This is a genomic window from Bartonella sp. AP4SXKL, assembly GCF_042195845.1.
GTDB lineage: Bacteria > Pseudomonadota > Alphaproteobacteria > Rhizobiales > Rhizobiaceae > Bartonella.
Map to the genome: position 1 here is coordinate 17,815 of NZ_JBHIPA010000011.1, position 16,618 is coordinate 34,432.

Sequence of the window (16,618 nt, forward strand, 5' to 3'; positions counted from 1 at the left end):
GGTACTCATCCAATCAAAGCCTTATAAGCATCTTTATCCAACAACCCCTCCAGTTGTGTCTCATCCTGCAATGTCATTTTCCATAACCAGCCTTCTGTTTCGGGTTTCTGGTTTACCAGTTCAGGATTATCAGCCAAGGCTTCATTTATTTCGACCACTTCACCATCAAGAGGAGCATAAACATCTGAAGCCGCCTTCACTGATTCTACAACAGCCGCCGCCTCTCCTTTGGAAAGTTTTGTTCCACTTTGTGGTAAATCAACAAAAACCAAATCCCCTAATTGCTCTTGCGCATAATGCGTAACCCCAACAGTCACCACCTGCCCTTCAACGCTAAGCCATTCATGGTCATGTGTAAAATAAGTTTTAGACATAAAAAATCATCCTTTAAAATAACGTTGTTCAACAAAGGGAAGAGAATGAACTGATAATACAATCTTTTTGCCTCGCAGTTCTGTAAAGACTTGTGTCCCTTCAACTTTAAAATCAACAGGAACGTAACCCATCGCGACAGGACCATCAAAAGAAGGACCAAAACCACCTGATGTTACAATGCCAATCTCATTACCTTGATCATCAAGAAGCACCGCACCGGCACGAATAGGTTGACGCGTTTGCGGTTTTAATCCAACACGACAACGAGCCGGTCCTTTTTGCAGTGCTTCAAGAAAAGCCTTCGCACCATAAAATTGTGCTTTTTCTCGAACACTTTTAGGAACAGCCCATATTAGAGCCGCATCAATAGGTGTCGTATCAGGGGTAATATCATTTCCATGCAAACACAGCCCCGCTTCCAACCGCAAGCTATCGCGTGCGGCAAGCCCAATCCACTCAACACGAGAATCACTCAGCAATTTTTCAGCCAACATATGCGCATGCCCTATAGGCAAAGCAATTTCAAAACCATCCTCTCCCGTATAACCAGAACGCGTTATAAACCAATCCTGTTGTGGTTCGAATCCTTGCATAAAGAACAATTCATTCCCTGGTAAATCGGCATCAGCAAGAACAGCGGCCGCTTCAGGACCTTGAAGCGCAAGCAATACCCTTTCAAGGGCAATCACTTGACATTCAAAATCAACCGCACGCTTTTCCAATTCTAAAAAATCAGCCTGTGCATTCCCAGCATTGGCGACCAACATAAAACGACCCTCTTCCAAACGGGTAATAATAAGATCATCAAGAATACCAGCCTGCTCATTAAGCAAATAATTATACCGTGAATGCCCAATCTTTAAAGCTGCTGCATCAATGGGAAAAGCATAGGACAAAAATTCCACAGCTTGTGCCCCTTCAACCGCAATCAATTTCATATGAGAAATATCAAAAAGTCCTGCATGTGCACGCGTATGAAGATGCTCTTTTAAAACGCCAAGAGGATAAGTTAAAGGCATGTTCCAACCCGCAAAAGCACCAAATTTTGCTCCTGCTTTTTCATGCAAATCATATAAAGGAAGTGTTTTTAAAAAAGATGTTTCTTGTGCTGTGCCCATAATAACTCCAAAGCTGCGCTAACGCCCATAGAATATGGTCGTCTCTGCCCCCTCTGTCATCAACCTGAGAGACTCGCGAAAAGATTTTTCGCTTACACCTTCGGCGCGGGTTCTCCCGACTTTCCAGATCTGCCTTCTTCCTTTTACGGTCCTTAAAGCCTGAGAGATTATGGGCTATTTCCCCTTCGGCGGCAATGCGAAAATTTGCAATCTGCACTCTCCCGCAAAAGAATGAAAGAAACGATAACGCTCTTTCCAGCATATTTAAACCTATAGCCTATCTTCATCACACTGTCATTAGTAAAGTGATGAAAATGTTCTCATTTTAAAACTTGCATAAGCTGCTTCAAAAGATTTATAATATTATCCTTTTGAACCTTACAAAAATTGCAAGCAACACATTTTAGGAAATTTAAGACAAAAATCAAAAGCTATAAACAAAAATACCTCTTGAAAATCATGCAAAACGTCACACACTAAAAAGATCGCAAAGCAATACTCTTTCGCGCGCAGTTCAACCTTAAAGATAGGGTTTCATATTCTTTTTGAGAATAAGGACTTCAAATATTTTATAAGTATGATTTTAATGCACAAGAAGTAGGTTTTCTGCTTTCTCAATAGTGTCATAAATAGCGACTATTTACAGACTAAAACTACCGAACAAAGGTGACAAAATACTCATGAAAGCTGGTAATATCTCTTACAATTGCGAAAATGATCTTCCAAAGCAAATTGCTCTTTTTCCTTTAGAAGGTGCACTCTTACTACCCGGTGGTTTTTTATCACTCAATATTTTTGAACCAGAATCACTTGAAATGATTGAAAATGTTATGGTAACTGATCGTCTATTGGGCATTATTCAACCACTTTCATCGGATACAGATCGCTTCTCTACACAACTTTATAAAACAGGCTGTATAGGGCGCATTACAAACTACAGTGAAACAGGAAACGGACAACTGTTCATTATCTTACAAGGTGTTTGCCGCTTCACTTTAGAACAAGAATTGAAAAACACAAAATCCTATCGAACAGCTCTCATCCAATCAAACATAAAAGACTTGCAAGAATTTGATATTGAAGAAAGCATTAACCGAGAGAACTTACTCGACGTTGTAGAAAAATATCTAACCATACATGAAATGGAATATAATTGGAGCAGCATCATAGAAGCCCCTACACCTATATTGGTTAATGCTTTTTCAGCTCTTATCCCCTTTACACCAGCAGAAAAACAAGCTCTCCTTGAAGCTCCAGATATCGAAAGCCGTGCCCAAACTCTTCTTGCATTAACAGAACGCTCGCTTATGAAACAAACAGGAACAGATTACCGCTTAAACTAATGAATGTCCAAACATGAAAAAAATGACCACAGATCCCAAAATGCTCGAATTGCTCGTCTGTCCAATGACGAAAGGTACTCTCTCTTTCAACCGAAAAAAACAAGAGCTCATTTCTCTCAAAGCCAAACTTGCCTACCCTATTCGTGATGGCGTTCCCATTATGCTTGCCTCAGAAGCGCGCCCTTTGCAAAACAATGAAGAAATAACGCATAAAAAATAAAAAATCCTCATGCAATTTCCCTCTACAAGCCCACTGTTATCAAGTCTCTATCAATATGATATCTCAATATTTACGATTTCTGAAAAAAGAATTTTACAATGAAGATATTTATATCGCTTTACACCTTGTAACAAAAGCCAAAAATATCATCAGATTCTCTCATTCCAGCCTGTTCATACTGAAGCAATCAAAACCATTCGCTTGCACCACACAAGCATCTGAATAAAAATGGCTCTTATGAACTTCTTAAAAGCAAGAATTATAATAACATTTTGAACCAACTCAGGTAAATGAAATTTATTATATTAAACATAAAGATTGTTATATTTCATGGACTTTAATTTATACTATTTACGAACAACATATTTGAGATACCTCGATTTAAGATGAATAAAAACGACAAGTTATATCATCTTATGTATACCATATCGGGACAAGAATATTTATCTGTTTATGTACTCTTCAAAGCGGGAAAACAGCCTAATTTGGGGGAGAAAACATAAAATCGTAAAGGAGAAAATCACCCCATTACCTTGCCATCACCCTTTAATTTCGCTTTACAATTTTTACAAGTATCTAAAGTATCTCAAGCAATATTTTTATGTATAATATACGCATTAATTACGTGAAAACTTGAAACAACAAACAAGAAACACTGTTGTAATTTCAATTGACGATTGAAATTAATTGCCTTATGAAGGAGGCTTGTGTTTTTGGTTGTATACGCGACAATCAAATAGGGTCTGGAAGCCCGAAAAACTCAAACTAGAAATAAAACCGCTTTTGCGGATATCCCGGAATTTCCGGGGGCTCTTGTTATGTCCAAGTGCTTTCAGCACTAAAAGCAAGGGGCTGTTTTGAGTCAGCACTTCCAGACCCCGGAATACTAATGCGAGGGCGCTCGCAACCGGTGGGGACATCAAGTGAAAGCCAAAAATCTACATTTTTACGATATTTCTTTAGGCAAAAAAATTCGCTTCAGAAGAAACGTCATGGGGTTTTCTCAAAAACAATTAGGAAGTCATTTAGGCGTAACATTCCAACAAATCCAAAAGTATGAAAAAGGCTTAAATCGCGTAAGTGCAAGACGTTTACAGGAAATTGCTCATATATTAGATGTTCCCGTTTCCTTCTTTTATGCTGATGGCGCAAAAAAAGAAGAGAACCTCTATCATTGTGATGACAGAATAGCAAGCAAAGCAGAATATTTACTTTTAAAAAATTTCAGAATACTGACCCGCAAAAAACAAAGAGCAATTTTGCAGTTGATTTCTGATGAAAAAAATAACCCCTTATTTTCATAAGTTCATTGCAAAGATAATCAAAGTCCTTAATAATATTGACAAGAATTGTGACTGTCTCCCCACACTTCATGAGAATGAAAATGCTTAATCTAATCTGATTTGTAAATAATCCGAATTCTAACGAGTTTAACTTAGAAATAGTGCATTGATTTATAATGATAATCTAACGTTATTGATATTGAATAAGTGTTCCGAATATCGTAAAATTCTTTCATTTCAAACGTGTTCTATATTGAATCAATCAAAATCACTGTTGGCACATTACAAGCAAAGTTGGCGTGTGAGTAAAAACGTACAAAAAGGCATACCTCTTATTGAATCGTCTCACAAACCAAGAGCTGTAACGACATTGTGTGCTGAAAAAATGGATGATGGTGCTAACTTGCTCTTTTATTAAACGTAAATATGGGAGTGTTCAACGGCTGACTTTCCACTCATATAAGTCACTTAAAAAAGGCTTGCCAAACAAGCCTAAGAATATTCCCACACACTAAAAAACACTTAAATATATCGAGAAAGCTTAAAGATCATATACCATCATACTACAAATAATGATATTTTATAGCATAACAGGATTAAAGTAAAAATAAGAAATATAAATTAAAAATAGACACGAAAAACTATATGTATAACTTTCATAAGAATTTATCTATATATGGATACTTAAGTTTATCCTGTTGTGCCATAAATTCTATCATTTAAGGTATGAGGATATGAAGCACGCATACCTCCTTGAAACATTCAAATGTTTTTTAGATGCCCAATATCTTTTTAAATATTTTTAGGCCTGCTTGTTGAGCCTTTAGTTTAAGTGAAAAATGAGAAACCGCTAGAATCTAGCTGTTTACAGACTGTAATAGAAAGCTTCGCTTTTAAAGGCATAGGGAGAAAATCAAATAATTCAACAATTAACAGATAAAGTATAAAAAGATTCCACCAACGCGATACGTAATACCATCTTTAAAAAATTCAAAAGTGTGAAGGTACACATTGACAGAAGATAAGGAATTCACTTAATTAAAGTGTTTTCTAAAGAGATAATAGCTTAGCGTAAAATATTCAATTTTTTCAATTCTGAAAGATTAAAAGAGACGTATTATTTGAAATAAAACAATTTATTGTGCTAATGATGATGATTGGTGTGCACAAAATTGAGTTGTTGAAAATCAAAAATATAATTTAATGATGTTCCTTGACCAACTCACTCTCTCCTGAGTATAGCACGGGGAATAAACGTGGAGAGACATGAGGAGTATATAGAAAATGAGTTATAAAGTTGCAATTGTCGGCGCAACCGGAAATGTTGGTCGTGAAATGCTTACAATTTTAGAAGAACGTGGTTTTCCTGCACATGAAATCGTCCCTCTAGCATCACGACGCTCATTAGGACAAGAAGTTTCTTATGGAGATAAAACTTTAAAAGTAAAAGCACTGGATACTTACGATTTTTCTGACACAGATTTTTGTCTTATGTCTGCGGGAGGGAGCATTTCCAAAGAATACGCCCCTAAAATTGCTGCTGCCGGCTGTGTCGTCATCGATAATTCCTCCACGTGGCGCTATGATGCCAATGTTCCGTTGATAGTCCCTGAAGTCAATGGCGAAGCTATAAATGCCTTTTCTAAGCGTAATATTATAGCAAATCCTAATTGTTCAACAATTCAACTGGTCTTAGCTTTAAAACCTCTCCATGATGCTGCAATCATTAAACGTGTTGTTGTCTCTACATATCAGTCTGTTTCTGGAGCTGGTAAAGAAGGAATGGACGAACTTTTCGAACAATCACGTGCAGTTTTTGTTGCAGACCCAATTACATCAAAAAAATTCACTAAACGCATTGCCTTTAATGTCATTCCTCATATCGATGTTTTCATGGAAGATGGTTATACAAAAGAAGAATGGAAAATGACGGTTGAGACGAAGAAAATTCTCGATCCGAAAATTAAATTAACAGCCACTGCTGTTCGGGTCCCTGTCTTTATCGGTCATGCCGAAGCCGTCCATGTTGAATTTGAAAAACCACTAAGCGCATCTGAAGCACAAGCGCTCCTCCGCGATGCACCAGGCTGTCAGCTTATCGATAAACACGAAGATGGTGGTTATACCACACCTTATGAAGGTACCGGAGAAGATGATACCTTTATTAGCCGTGTTCGTGAAGATATCACCGTTGAAAATGGTTTAGCTTTCTGGGTTGTCGCCGATAATTTAAGAAAAGGAGCAGCATTGAATGCCGTTCAAATTGCTGAATTGCTCATTTCTCGTAATTTGATAAAGCCTAAGTCCGCAAATTAACGCCCTGTCCGAAAGGACAAAGAGCCCCTAGCCGGTCTGTCAAAAGTCCGGCTTCTCTTCAGTATAACCTTCCCCAGCTGAAGGTTCATATCACCATCCTAAAGAACTGTAATCCAAGGTATTGTCAAATTTGACTCGGAATATCCTTGAATGCCTCGCCACCTTAAGTTAAGCATTGCCGCCTTAATGACATTTTACGGTACAAAAGGATCAGCAGCATAAGCATTGTTTGCTTCATGCTGCTGATCCTTTTTGTCATTCCGGTTGTGAAATTAACTTTACCCTTATCGAGCAGGATAGGTCACGACACGGTAACGCGTTTCATTACGTTCAAAATTTTTGTAATTGACATTATCAGGAAAGGAGGGATTATAAGCACTCACGTGCTTTACAGAAACGCCTTGTGCTTTTTGCGACGGATTTAAAATTGTTCGTTCATCCCTTTTTTTAACACCTGTAGAATCGATAATCATATCTGTTCTGTATAGTTTTTGCATATTTTTCCGTGTTTTTTGAATCGCCGGAAGAGCTTTAAAGTCGGAAACAGCCTGTTTTACTTTTTCTTTTGGCGATTTTACCATGGATTTTGATTTTGCTGGCATCTTTTTAAAAGCAATGGTAGGAACATCGTTAACATTGACGTAACGTGCAGATGCCCAACCAACTTTTCCATGATAACCAAGAGAACACCAAGTTTTATTGGATAGGCAGCCATAAATTTGCACTTTTGCTCCCATTGGAACCATTGCGATAACTTTATAAGCTGTCGCAGGGCCTGTGCGTAAAGATACCTGACCTGATGCAACACGAGCAACTGTTCCTGTAATGGTTCCAGCTTGTGCGTGAAAAGCAGTCACAGCCACCCCTGACGCTCCTAAAGCCCATAAAGTCATCATTGTTGATAAAAATTTCTTTCTTAACATTATTTTTCTTCCTCTCTTAAAACATATGAAGGACAAAAATTCGCCTTTGCAAAAATTTGCCGCGTTTAAATCCAATGATCAGCAACCTTTATTCCCCCCAATCCCCCACAACATTGCAACAAAATTTCTCTTTATCGCCTACACGAACACGGCCTTTTGATCTTGATTGCGCAGTATGTTCTTCATGAATTTACGGCTAAAGCATCATCTGATTGTCCGGTTCTTCAACCAATTGTCCCTTACAGAAGTTTTTAAAGGGGCATTGGTTCCCTCAACAAATGATTGCAATAAAAGAATTAATTATTTGAATTTCAGAGAATTTCTATGAACAAATGATGATCAGCCCCCAAAACAACTAAAATAGAAGGAAAAATAATACTCTTTTAAAAATAAAAGTGATTGAATATTCTCTAAAGCTTGTATAACTTTAAATCTGCCTAAAAAATACAGAGTATATTGAAACTTCCCTCAAAAAATTTCTCGAAAAAGAAAGTTAAAAGCATATGACATTAAAAATTTTTTCTCGTAGTCGGATTATAGGATTATTCCTCTCTCTCTTTGCACTTTTTTTGTCTACTGCTTTTTCCATCGCCGCAGATAAATCAAAAATCAAACTTGGTATTATGGAAGGGCGGGATGCTATTATTTGGAAAACTGCTGCTGAACAGGCTAAAAAAGCCGGTTTAGATATTGAACTCGTTTATTTTTCTGATTACGCTTTGCCTAATGATGCTGTTAACGCAGGAGAGATCGATGCGAATGCTTTTCAGCACGCCCCTTATCTTAATGAACAAATGAAACAACGTGGCTATAAACTTTCAATTGTCGGCTATACATTTATTGCTCCAATCGGTGTTTACTCACACAAAATAAAAGACTTAAAAGATCTTCGTGATGGTGCACATGTTGGTATTCCGAACGACCCATCTAATGGTGGAAGAGCCTTACTTCTTCTTAATTCTTTAGGTCTCATTAAGTTAAAAGATCCTCATAATATTCTTGCATCTCCACTTGATATTATCGAAAATCCTAAAAACCTGCAAATTCGTGAGCTCGATGCCGGTATGTTAGGACGAGCTATTGACGATTTTGATCTTGCAATTATAAACACAAACTGGGCTATTGTTTCCGGATTAAACTTCGAAAAAGATGTAGTCGCATGGGAGAGCGCAAAAAATAATCCTTATGATAATATCATCGTTGTACGCACGAGCGAAAAAGATGAACCATGGGTTAAAAAATTAGTTGCCGCTTACAACAACGATCTTATCCGTGCAAAAATCAAAGAGATTTTTGGCAATACCGCCCAAACATCTTGGTAATTGTGCCAAATATCTGAATAACTGTGCCAAATATCCGAGTAATTGTGAATGGAAAAACCTACTCTTATCTCCTTAAAAAACATCAGCCGTTGTTTTAACAAAACGGCTGGTGTTCCGGTGATTAATAATCTCTCTTTAAATATCCATGCTGGTGAAATCCTTGGCATTATTGGGCGCAGTGGAGCAGGAAAATCAACACTTATTCGCTGTTTAAATGGGTTAGAGAAGATTGATGCAGGGTCCATTTTTTTTGAAGATGTTGATATTTCTAATCTATCAGAGATAGAATGGGCGCCTTACCGTCAACGAATTGGGATGATTTTTCAACATTTCAATCTTCTCTCATCGCAGAATATTCTTGATAACATTGCATTGCCACTTAAATTAAGTGGTGTAAGTAAAAAACAACGCCACAAACGTGCCCTTGAACTGATTGAATTGGTTGGGTTATCTGGGAAAGAATATTGCTATCCGGCACAATTGTCCGGGGGACAAAAACAACGCGTTGGCATTGCTCGTGCGCTCGCTGCTAATCCTAAAATATTGTTATCAGATGAAGCCACCTCTGCTCTTGACCCTGAAACAACACAATCTATTCTAGAGCTCCTTGCTGATATTAATAAACACCTCAATCTCACGATTGTGCTCATCACCCATGAAATGGAAGTTGTGCGCACCATAGCGCATCGCGTTGTTGTTCTTAATCAGGGAAACATTGTAGAAGAAGGACGTGTGAAAGACATCTTTACATCACCGCAAGACGATACAACCATAGCCATGCTCAAGCTTGTAACCCCGCAACTTCCTGAAAAATTTGCGAAAAATCTCAAACCAATCGGACGAGAAGCTGTCATTGAAATTAATATTGCCGGTGAAATTGCCCAGCAGCCTTTTCTTCATCTTCTAGAAAATGAGAGTGGTTTAAAAGCACGTATTTTGCATGGTGGCATTGATACAGTTCAAGATGAAACCATCGGGAGACTCTTCTTGGCTCTTCCTGGAGAAGATAAAGAAGCTTTAGAAAAAGCTGTTCAATGGTTAACGAAAAAAGGACGATATTGTGAGGTCTTAGGCTATGTTTAATGTTCTGTCTCATGAACTTCCCCAAGCTGTTATTGATACAATATTGATGACACTTAGTGCTTCTGTTATGGCATTTATTATAGGGCTTCCCCTTGGTCTTCTTCTTCACACAACAGCACGCGGAGGGATTTTTTCCTCATCTCTCATCAATCGCCCTTTAAGCATGATCATTGACAGTATTCGTGCCATTCCCTTTATCATTCTTGCATTTTATCTTCTTCCCGTTACGCGTATCGTTGTAGGAAGAGGGATAGGAATGCCTGCTGTAATTTTTATACTGACCATTTCAGCTATCCCTTTTTATGCACGCATGGCGGAACTCTCTTTTAAAACCGTTGAAAACGGTCTCATTGAAGCGATCCGCTCGATGGGTGCAAGTCGTCTTCAAATTATCAGACATGTTCTTATTCCTGAAGCTCTCCCTAGCCTGATTACAGGTTTTACAGTCATGGTCATTTCTCTTATAGGAGCCACCTCACTTGCTGGATATCTTGGTGGAGGCGGTTTAGGGGATATGGCAATCCGCTATGGCTACCAACGCTACAATACCTTCATCATGACCATCGTCATCATCCTTTTGATCGTGCTTAATATTACAACCCAATGGACTTCTGATAAAATCGTACAAAAACTTGATAAAACAAAACATTAAAAGACTTAGAATTTCACATGCCAATACCATCATCCCCTTTGCCACTTTCCAAGTGCACCAACCCTTGCCTATCGAAAACACTCATAAGAGATTAGAAACTTTTTTCTTAAACAGTTTTTATCTCTCCCCATCCGTTTGTAACATGAAAGAAAATAGTTTTAATGGCTTTAATATAAAAGAATATAAAAGGGGATAAAATAAGAGATCTCACAGTATGTGAGACTCTCTTTAAATTAAGACATTGACCACAACCTCTCCAAACCGTAGATAACACATTGAATTTATAATGATAATATGGCGTTATTCATATTGAACGAGAACTCTGAATACCGTAAGATCCTCTCATTCCCAATTTGTTCCATATAGAATCAACCAAAACCTCTCGCTTGCACGTTACAAGCAGGAAGAGCCGTGTGAGTAAAAACATACAAGAAAGGAAGGCATGCCTCTTATGAATTATCTCAAGCGCCAAGACCTGTCTTAACATTGGCGGCTAGCATATAATATGATGGTGCCAGCTTTCTTCTTCACAAGCATAAAGATAGGGGTGCTCAATGGCTTTATCGTTATACTATTCACAGGCGCCATTGCGAAATGGGCGTAACGAACGTTGAGAGATGTTGCTTTAAAATAAACCCGTGAATTGGCAACGCAAGTATATTCCATTTGAAGCGTTCTGTTTTACGTGATGGGTATGATCCCATTAAAGAACGCTATAAACAAAAGCGTGAAGCAATGCACTATCTTCATTAGGAAACTCCTCTTCAAAACGATCTAGGAAAGATAGCAACCTGCTATGGCTATCAACGCTATGATAGCTCCACCATATCTATTATCCTATAGATTATTCTCAATATCATCATTGAAGAAACTTCTAATAGAATTGTATAAAAATTTTATAAAATAAAGCACTCAAATAATCTAGATATTGGAAGGTTTTTCTTCCACAACAGCAACAATAAGCCATTGAGCTGTAAGAGCTGGTTTTTTTAACTTTTCAATTTCCACCGTAACCCCATAATGGAAAACCACTCGACCAGAAGGACGAATTTCTGCGTCGTCTAACACAAAACGCGCACGTATCCGTACCCCTGTTTTCACAGGACTCATGAAGCGTACTTTATCGAAACCATAATTAATCCCCATTGTGCTCCCTTCTAACTCTGGAAGAGCTTCATAAGCGAGCGTAGACAAAAGCGATAATGTTAAAAAACCATGAGCAATCGTGCCGCCAAAAGGTGTCTTTTTAGCCTTTTCCTCATCAACGTGTATCCATTGATGATCATCTGTAGCACATGCAAACTGATTAATCATATCCTGTGTAACAAGACGCCACTCCGATAATCCCACTTCTTTCCCAATAAAACTGGTGACATCTTGTACTGTTATTTTTTGCTGCATAACGCTATTCCTATTTTATTTGATAAAAGAAACCACCCCTCTTGCTTTTATAAAATCCATTGATTAGAGCATCAAGAATAAAAGATTAATTGTCTTAAAAACAAATGCACCTTATGAATGAGAAAAGTTCTTTAGCAGAGTAGTTTTCAAATAGGAAAAAAGAATGGCAAGCAATGTGAACCTAACAGGTTTAGCGCATGATTTGAAACAACGTGCAGAAAACCATCCCCCTATCCGTATTGGACTGATTGGTTGTGGTGAAATGGGCACAGATTTATTATCAAGTATTGCGCATATGGATGGTATAACAGTCGCTGCTGTAGCCACGAGGACACCGTCACGTATTTTTGATGCCGCTACACTAGCCTATGGCGAAGATGGACATGTCTGTGAAGTTGAAAATACTTATGCTCTCACCCAAAGCATTGAAAAGGGTTTGATTGCAGCAACAGATGATATTAACCTTGTTTTGCGCCATGAACAAATTGATATTATCGTTGATGCAACAGGCTATCCCGAAGCAGGAGCAGAGATTGGTATCAAAGCGCTTGAGAATAACAAACATCTTGTCATGATGAATGTTGAAGCAGATGTTACAATTGGCGCTTATCTCAAACATGAAGCAGAAAAACGAGGGCTCATTTATACACTTGGTGCCGGCGATGAACCTACTTCTTGTATGGAACTCATAGAATTTGTTTCAGCCCTTGGACATAAGATTGTTGCAGCGGGTAAAGGAAAAAATAATCCTCTGCGCTTTGATGCTACACCTGACGCTTACGAAGAAGAAGCATTCCGGCGTAATATGAATGTGCGCATGTTGGTTGAATTTATTGATGGTTCCAAAACGATGGTTGAAATGGCAGCCATTGCCAATGCCACCGGACTTCTCCCCGATTGCCCAGGAATGCATGGACCACGAGCAGCGCTACAAGATTTAAACAAAGTGCTTATTCCAAAACAAGATGGGGGCATTTTACAACAATATGGTGTTGTAGATTATTCAATAGGTCCAGGTGTTTCACCTGGTGTCTTTGTCATTGCCGAAATAGCACACCCGCGTTTACGCGAACGTATGGAAGATTTAAAAATTGGTCAGGGGCCTTACTTCACCTTTCATCGCCCCTATCATTTAACAGCAATGGAAGTTCCCCTCACCTGCGCACGTATTATGCTTTATGGCAAAAAAGATATGGTTCCTCTTAGCCATCCCGTAGTAGAAGTCTGTGCTGTTGCTAAAAAAGATTTACATCCAGGTGATCAGCTAGACTTTATCGGTCTTTATACTTATCGTGCTTGGATAATGAACATTGCAGAAGCACGCGCTCACCACGCCATTCCTTGTGGTCTTTTGGAAAAAGCAACAGTAACCGCTGAAATTAAAAAAAATGAACTCATTACAGTGCATAATACTGCTATTCGTGAAGATCAATGGATTGCACGTCTTCGTGCTAAACAAGACCTTTTACTTCATTGCCCTTCTTCCGCTAAGCTATAAGTACTCCTGAATTACCTTACTTAACAGCATCTTTCCCTTACACAACAGAACAACCCAGAATACACTTGTATCAAAAATTCAGGCTTCTGTTTTAATAAAAGCATTTTCCAACGACGCACATCCCCACTTCGCTCTCACAATATGTCCCGTAAATGCGACAGTATAAACCACCCCATGAGATGGCATAAGATTCATTGTGTATCACTATCTTTACTCTATGAAGATACAAACCAGCACCATCATTTATTTTCCAATACTACAACAGTCCTTGAACCTTAGAGATAATTAATGAGAAGAATTTTTAGTCTTTTTTTTAATAATTTTATCCATACACGAACGCAACTTGTTATACGTAAAAAATACTTCTGATGGATTTAACATAAACAAATTTAAAATGATAAATAATAATTTCTCATTTTTCTTATTGCATGAGAGCCATGGATATAGGGATATTTTTTATTTTATCCCCTTATGAAAGATAAAAAAATTTAAAAAGGATAAAATATACCTTTGATGAATAATCTTCATATGAGAAAAGGTAGACAATATTAAAAGACTGATAAAGATAGTAAGTATACTAGCCTTATTACTAGAAAATAATCATAAACTGTAAAAAAAAATCAGGTTACGCTAATTTGTAAAAAACAACATAAATGTAGGATCTTGAACTTTAATAATGTTAATAAAAGCTACATTTAGTATTAAGATTAGTGATTTTATTATCTAGTATAGTATAAATAATAAAATATTTATTTTTTAAAAATAATGAAGTGAACAAAAAAATCCTCGACTCTGTCGATGAGCTTCCTACTAAAGTGTACTAAATATTGCAAAAAGAGTTACAACAGTACCTAATACATCCCCAATACATAAAGAAGCAAGAAGTGATAAAATACTTATTCCCCCCCAAAAGGCTGAACCTGAAAAGGCAGCAGCTTTTTCAGGTTTCCCTAACGCAATAACATCTTGTTCCTCAACGCCTTGAATAACAACTCTATCCACAGCTTTAATAGCTACATTTTTTTCTAGTGTAGGAATAGTAATTGCCATTCTCTCTTGAACTTTATTTTTTACAAAACTTGCATTTCCCTCTATAGTTTGTATAAAAAAAAGAATAAATAGTGTAAAAGTAAATGAACATACACGATTTTTAAATATTTTAAACATAGCTTTCTTTGCTCCTCTTTTTCTTCACTGAAAAAATGAAAGAATATTCACATATATAAAAACCAAAAATTATATTTAATCATTTATATAATTGCACATAATAAAATATTATATGTAATTTTGTTATTATAATATAACACATTATGTATTACATGTAAAGATAAAAAACAATAAATGATAAAAATAATTTATTCCTTTTACGCCATAATAACTCAAGATACCAACAGTAATATTTTGTCATTTTTATTGCTATAATTAAAAATAATAATAATTTATTAAATTTCTTATTATAAGAAATATTACGAAACAAATTCATTTAAAAAATTATATAATAGAGCTTTTATAAATAATTTAAAATGTAATTAATTTTAAAGAACTATAAAATTTAAAACTGCCAATATAATGATATATGATTGTCTATTATTTCAATAAATATAAAAATGAAATTGGTATCAAATAAAAACTTGATCTAAAACAAATCTATCCTAATAAAACAAATTTAAATAGTGTGCTATTTTTCTATAAAACAGGTATAAAGTGTAAAAAAACAATTAAGATCTCTATCTTCAAATGGAAGAGACGTTAATAAAATGATTCTCAACTTTTACTGATATATAAAAAGAAAAAATACTGCATAGCATCTTAAAAAAGGTAATTCAGCCCCCTTTATCCCATACAGCATAAAGAACACAAAATATTGACTTTCAAACCTAATAAAACAAACGCATAAAATAAGTAAATCTATCAGATTTACAAAAAAATTATAAGCAATACTAGAACACCAACAAACTACCTAAAACCAGATAAAAAGAGAGTCATGAAAAATGAGATGATCCCCAAAATACTGAAAAAACTTTCTTTCTTAATTTTCATAAAAGTTATTCCATATTTTTCGTCAATATTGTAGATCACAACCATATTTATATTTTAAGTAATTATATTTACTCTATATTAGTAACAAATAATTCTCTTTGAACGAAATTTTTAGCAATATTCACATAACTGTCTTCAATTTGTGCAAAATAAATAATAAAGAATTAATCAAATTCTTGAAAGAAAAGGAATAGAGAAACTTACTAAAAAATTGCATTTTTAAAATACCAACTTAAGTAAGCACATTGAAAAAATAACGCCATGAAAACTGATATTGAATGATAAATTCATCAACCGATCACTTTAATCGCAAAATATTAATCTATAATAATAATTTATTGTTTTGCCTGTTGAATGAGAAAGCTGACGATTATAAAACTCTCTTATATTTTAACTCTGTTTATATTGAATCAATCAAAATTCTTCACTTGCAAATCACAAACGAGATCGGTGTGTGTGTAAACACACTTGAAGAAAGGAAAATATCCACTTATGAGGTATCTTAACTATCAAGCGCTGTTAACACAATATTGAAAACTGGCAAAGTGAATGATGGTGTCCCTTTTTACTTTAAAAGTGTAAAGATGCTGGAACACAATAGATTTTATATTATAAGGCTTTACCGTTATACTATTCACGGGCGCCGTTGCAAAATAGGCTTGGATACCTTGAGAAATGTTTCTTTAAAACAAAAGCGTCAATGTGCAACACAATGGCGTTCTGTTTATCATGTATCCAATGGTGTTTCTTGTATTCAACGGTGTTTCTTACTGAATCATCTTATAAACTGCTCTATGAGATTACAAATTCATCTTACGTGAATTCTTCCCTTTATATTTATTTTTTCTCATGAACACTAAAATCTGTTAAGACACTATCCAAAATAAAATCAATCAACAAACATTTCTATTCTTTTGTAATATACAGATAATTGAATTAAGAATTTAGAACACCTGATTGCAACTAAAGTCTGTACTATCGCAATAATAGAAATACTTTGATTATCATCGCTCCATAATAAAAGAAGAATATGTAACTTACAGA

The 16,618-nt window shown here is 36.1% G+C and carries 13 protein-coding genes, 1 pseudogene and 1 riboswitch; of the genes and pseudogenes, 9 read left to right on the top strand and 5 right to left on the bottom strand.

Annotated features, from left to right (window positions below):
* Positions 1–5: 5 nt before the first annotated feature.
* A complete protein-coding gene (gcvH, locus tag ACFIMI_RS06755; protein ID WP_375612294.1) occupies positions 6–374 on the bottom strand; it encodes a glycine cleavage system protein GcvH in 369 nt (122 codons plus the stop codon).
* 6 nt (positions 375–380) lie between these two features.
* Entirely contained in the window at positions 381–1,493 is a 1,113-nt protein-coding gene (gene gcvT, locus ACFIMI_RS06760) for a glycine cleavage system aminomethyltransferase GcvT (RefSeq protein ID WP_375613638.1), read from the bottom strand.
* Between the two features lie 136 nt (positions 1,494–1,629).
* A riboswitch (glycine riboswitch) is annotated at positions 1,630–1,727 on the bottom strand.
* 446 nt (positions 1,728–2,173) lie between these two features.
* Here gcvT and ACFIMI_RS06765 point away from each other — a divergent pair.
* The 4 genes from ACFIMI_RS06765 (at position 2,174) to ACFIMI_RS06780 (ending at position 6,655) form a co-directional block, all read left to right on the top strand.
* Positions 2,174–2,836 (top strand): LON peptidase substrate-binding domain-containing protein, encoded by a 663-nt coding sequence (locus ACFIMI_RS06765; RefSeq protein ID WP_375610818.1) that lies wholly within the window; start codon positions 2,174–2,176, stop codon positions 2,834–2,836.
* A 13-nt stretch (positions 2,837–2,849) separates the two neighbouring features.
* On the top strand, positions 2,850–3,056 hold the full coding sequence (locus ACFIMI_RS06770; protein WP_375692362.1) for a Trm112 family protein: 207 nt from the start codon (positions 2,850–2,852) through the stop codon (positions 3,054–3,056).
* Between the two features lie 923 nt (positions 3,057–3,979).
* Entirely contained in the window at positions 3,980–4,360 is a 381-nt protein-coding gene (locus tag ACFIMI_RS06775; protein WP_375612292.1) for a helix-turn-helix domain-containing protein, read from the top strand.
* Between the two features lie 1,263 nt (positions 4,361–5,623).
* A complete protein-coding gene (locus ACFIMI_RS06780) occupies positions 5,624–6,655 on the top strand; it encodes an aspartate-semialdehyde dehydrogenase (protein WP_375613639.1) in 1,032 nt (343 codons plus the stop codon).
* A 284-nt stretch (positions 6,656–6,939) separates the two neighbouring features.
* Here the strand turns inward: ACFIMI_RS06780 and ACFIMI_RS06785 are convergent, their stop codons facing one another.
* Positions 6,940–7,578, bottom strand: coding sequence for an SH3 domain-containing protein (locus ACFIMI_RS06785; RefSeq protein ID WP_375692363.1), 639 nt, complete (start codon positions 7,576–7,578; stop codon positions 6,940–6,942).
* A 503-nt stretch (positions 7,579–8,081) separates the two neighbouring features.
* On the opposite strand from ACFIMI_RS06785, the gene ACFIMI_RS06790 reads away from it, so the two are divergent.
* The 4 genes and pseudogenes from ACFIMI_RS06790 to ACFIMI_RS06805 form a co-directional block, all read left to right on the top strand.
* Positions 8,082–8,900 carry a MetQ/NlpA family ABC transporter substrate-binding protein gene (locus tag ACFIMI_RS06790; protein WP_375692364.1) on the top strand — a complete coding sequence of 273 codons (819 nt, stop codon included), beginning with the start codon at positions 8,082–8,084 and terminating at the stop codon, positions 8,898–8,900.
* A gap of 48 nt (positions 8,901–8,948) precedes the next feature.
* Complete coding sequence (locus ACFIMI_RS06795; protein WP_375613642.1) at positions 8,949–9,983, top strand: methionine ABC transporter ATP-binding protein; 1,035 nt, start codon at positions 8,949–8,951, stop codon at positions 9,981–9,983.
* A complete protein-coding gene (locus ACFIMI_RS06800) occupies positions 9,976–10,635 on the top strand; it encodes a methionine ABC transporter permease (RefSeq protein WP_375609233.1) in 660 nt (219 codons plus the stop codon). The genes ACFIMI_RS06795 and ACFIMI_RS06800 overlap by 8 nt, the downstream gene beginning before the upstream one ends.
* A 573-nt stretch (positions 10,636–11,208) precedes the next feature.
* A pseudogene (locus tag ACFIMI_RS06805) lies at positions 11,209–11,385 on the top strand (integrase); the annotation flags it as partial.
* Positions 11,386–11,556: 171 nt separating this feature from the next.
* Here ACFIMI_RS06805 and ACFIMI_RS06810 read toward each other — a convergent pair.
* Complete coding sequence (locus tag ACFIMI_RS06810) at positions 11,557–12,036, bottom strand: MaoC family dehydratase (protein WP_375612287.1); 480 nt, start codon at positions 12,034–12,036, stop codon at positions 11,557–11,559.
* Between the two features lie 163 nt (positions 12,037–12,199).
* On the opposite strand from ACFIMI_RS06810, the gene ACFIMI_RS06815 reads away from it, so the two are divergent.
* Positions 12,200–13,534 (top strand): NAD(P)H-dependent oxidoreductase, encoded by a 1,335-nt coding sequence (locus ACFIMI_RS06815; RefSeq protein ID WP_375613643.1) that lies wholly within the window; start codon positions 12,200–12,202, stop codon positions 13,532–13,534.
* An 810-nt stretch (positions 13,535–14,344) separates the two neighbouring features.
* Here ACFIMI_RS06815 and ACFIMI_RS06820 read toward each other — a convergent pair.
* Positions 14,345–14,701, bottom strand: coding sequence for a hypothetical protein (locus ACFIMI_RS06820; RefSeq protein ID WP_375612285.1), 357 nt, complete (start codon positions 14,699–14,701; stop codon positions 14,345–14,347).
* Positions 14,702–16,618 lie beyond the last annotated feature (1,917 nt).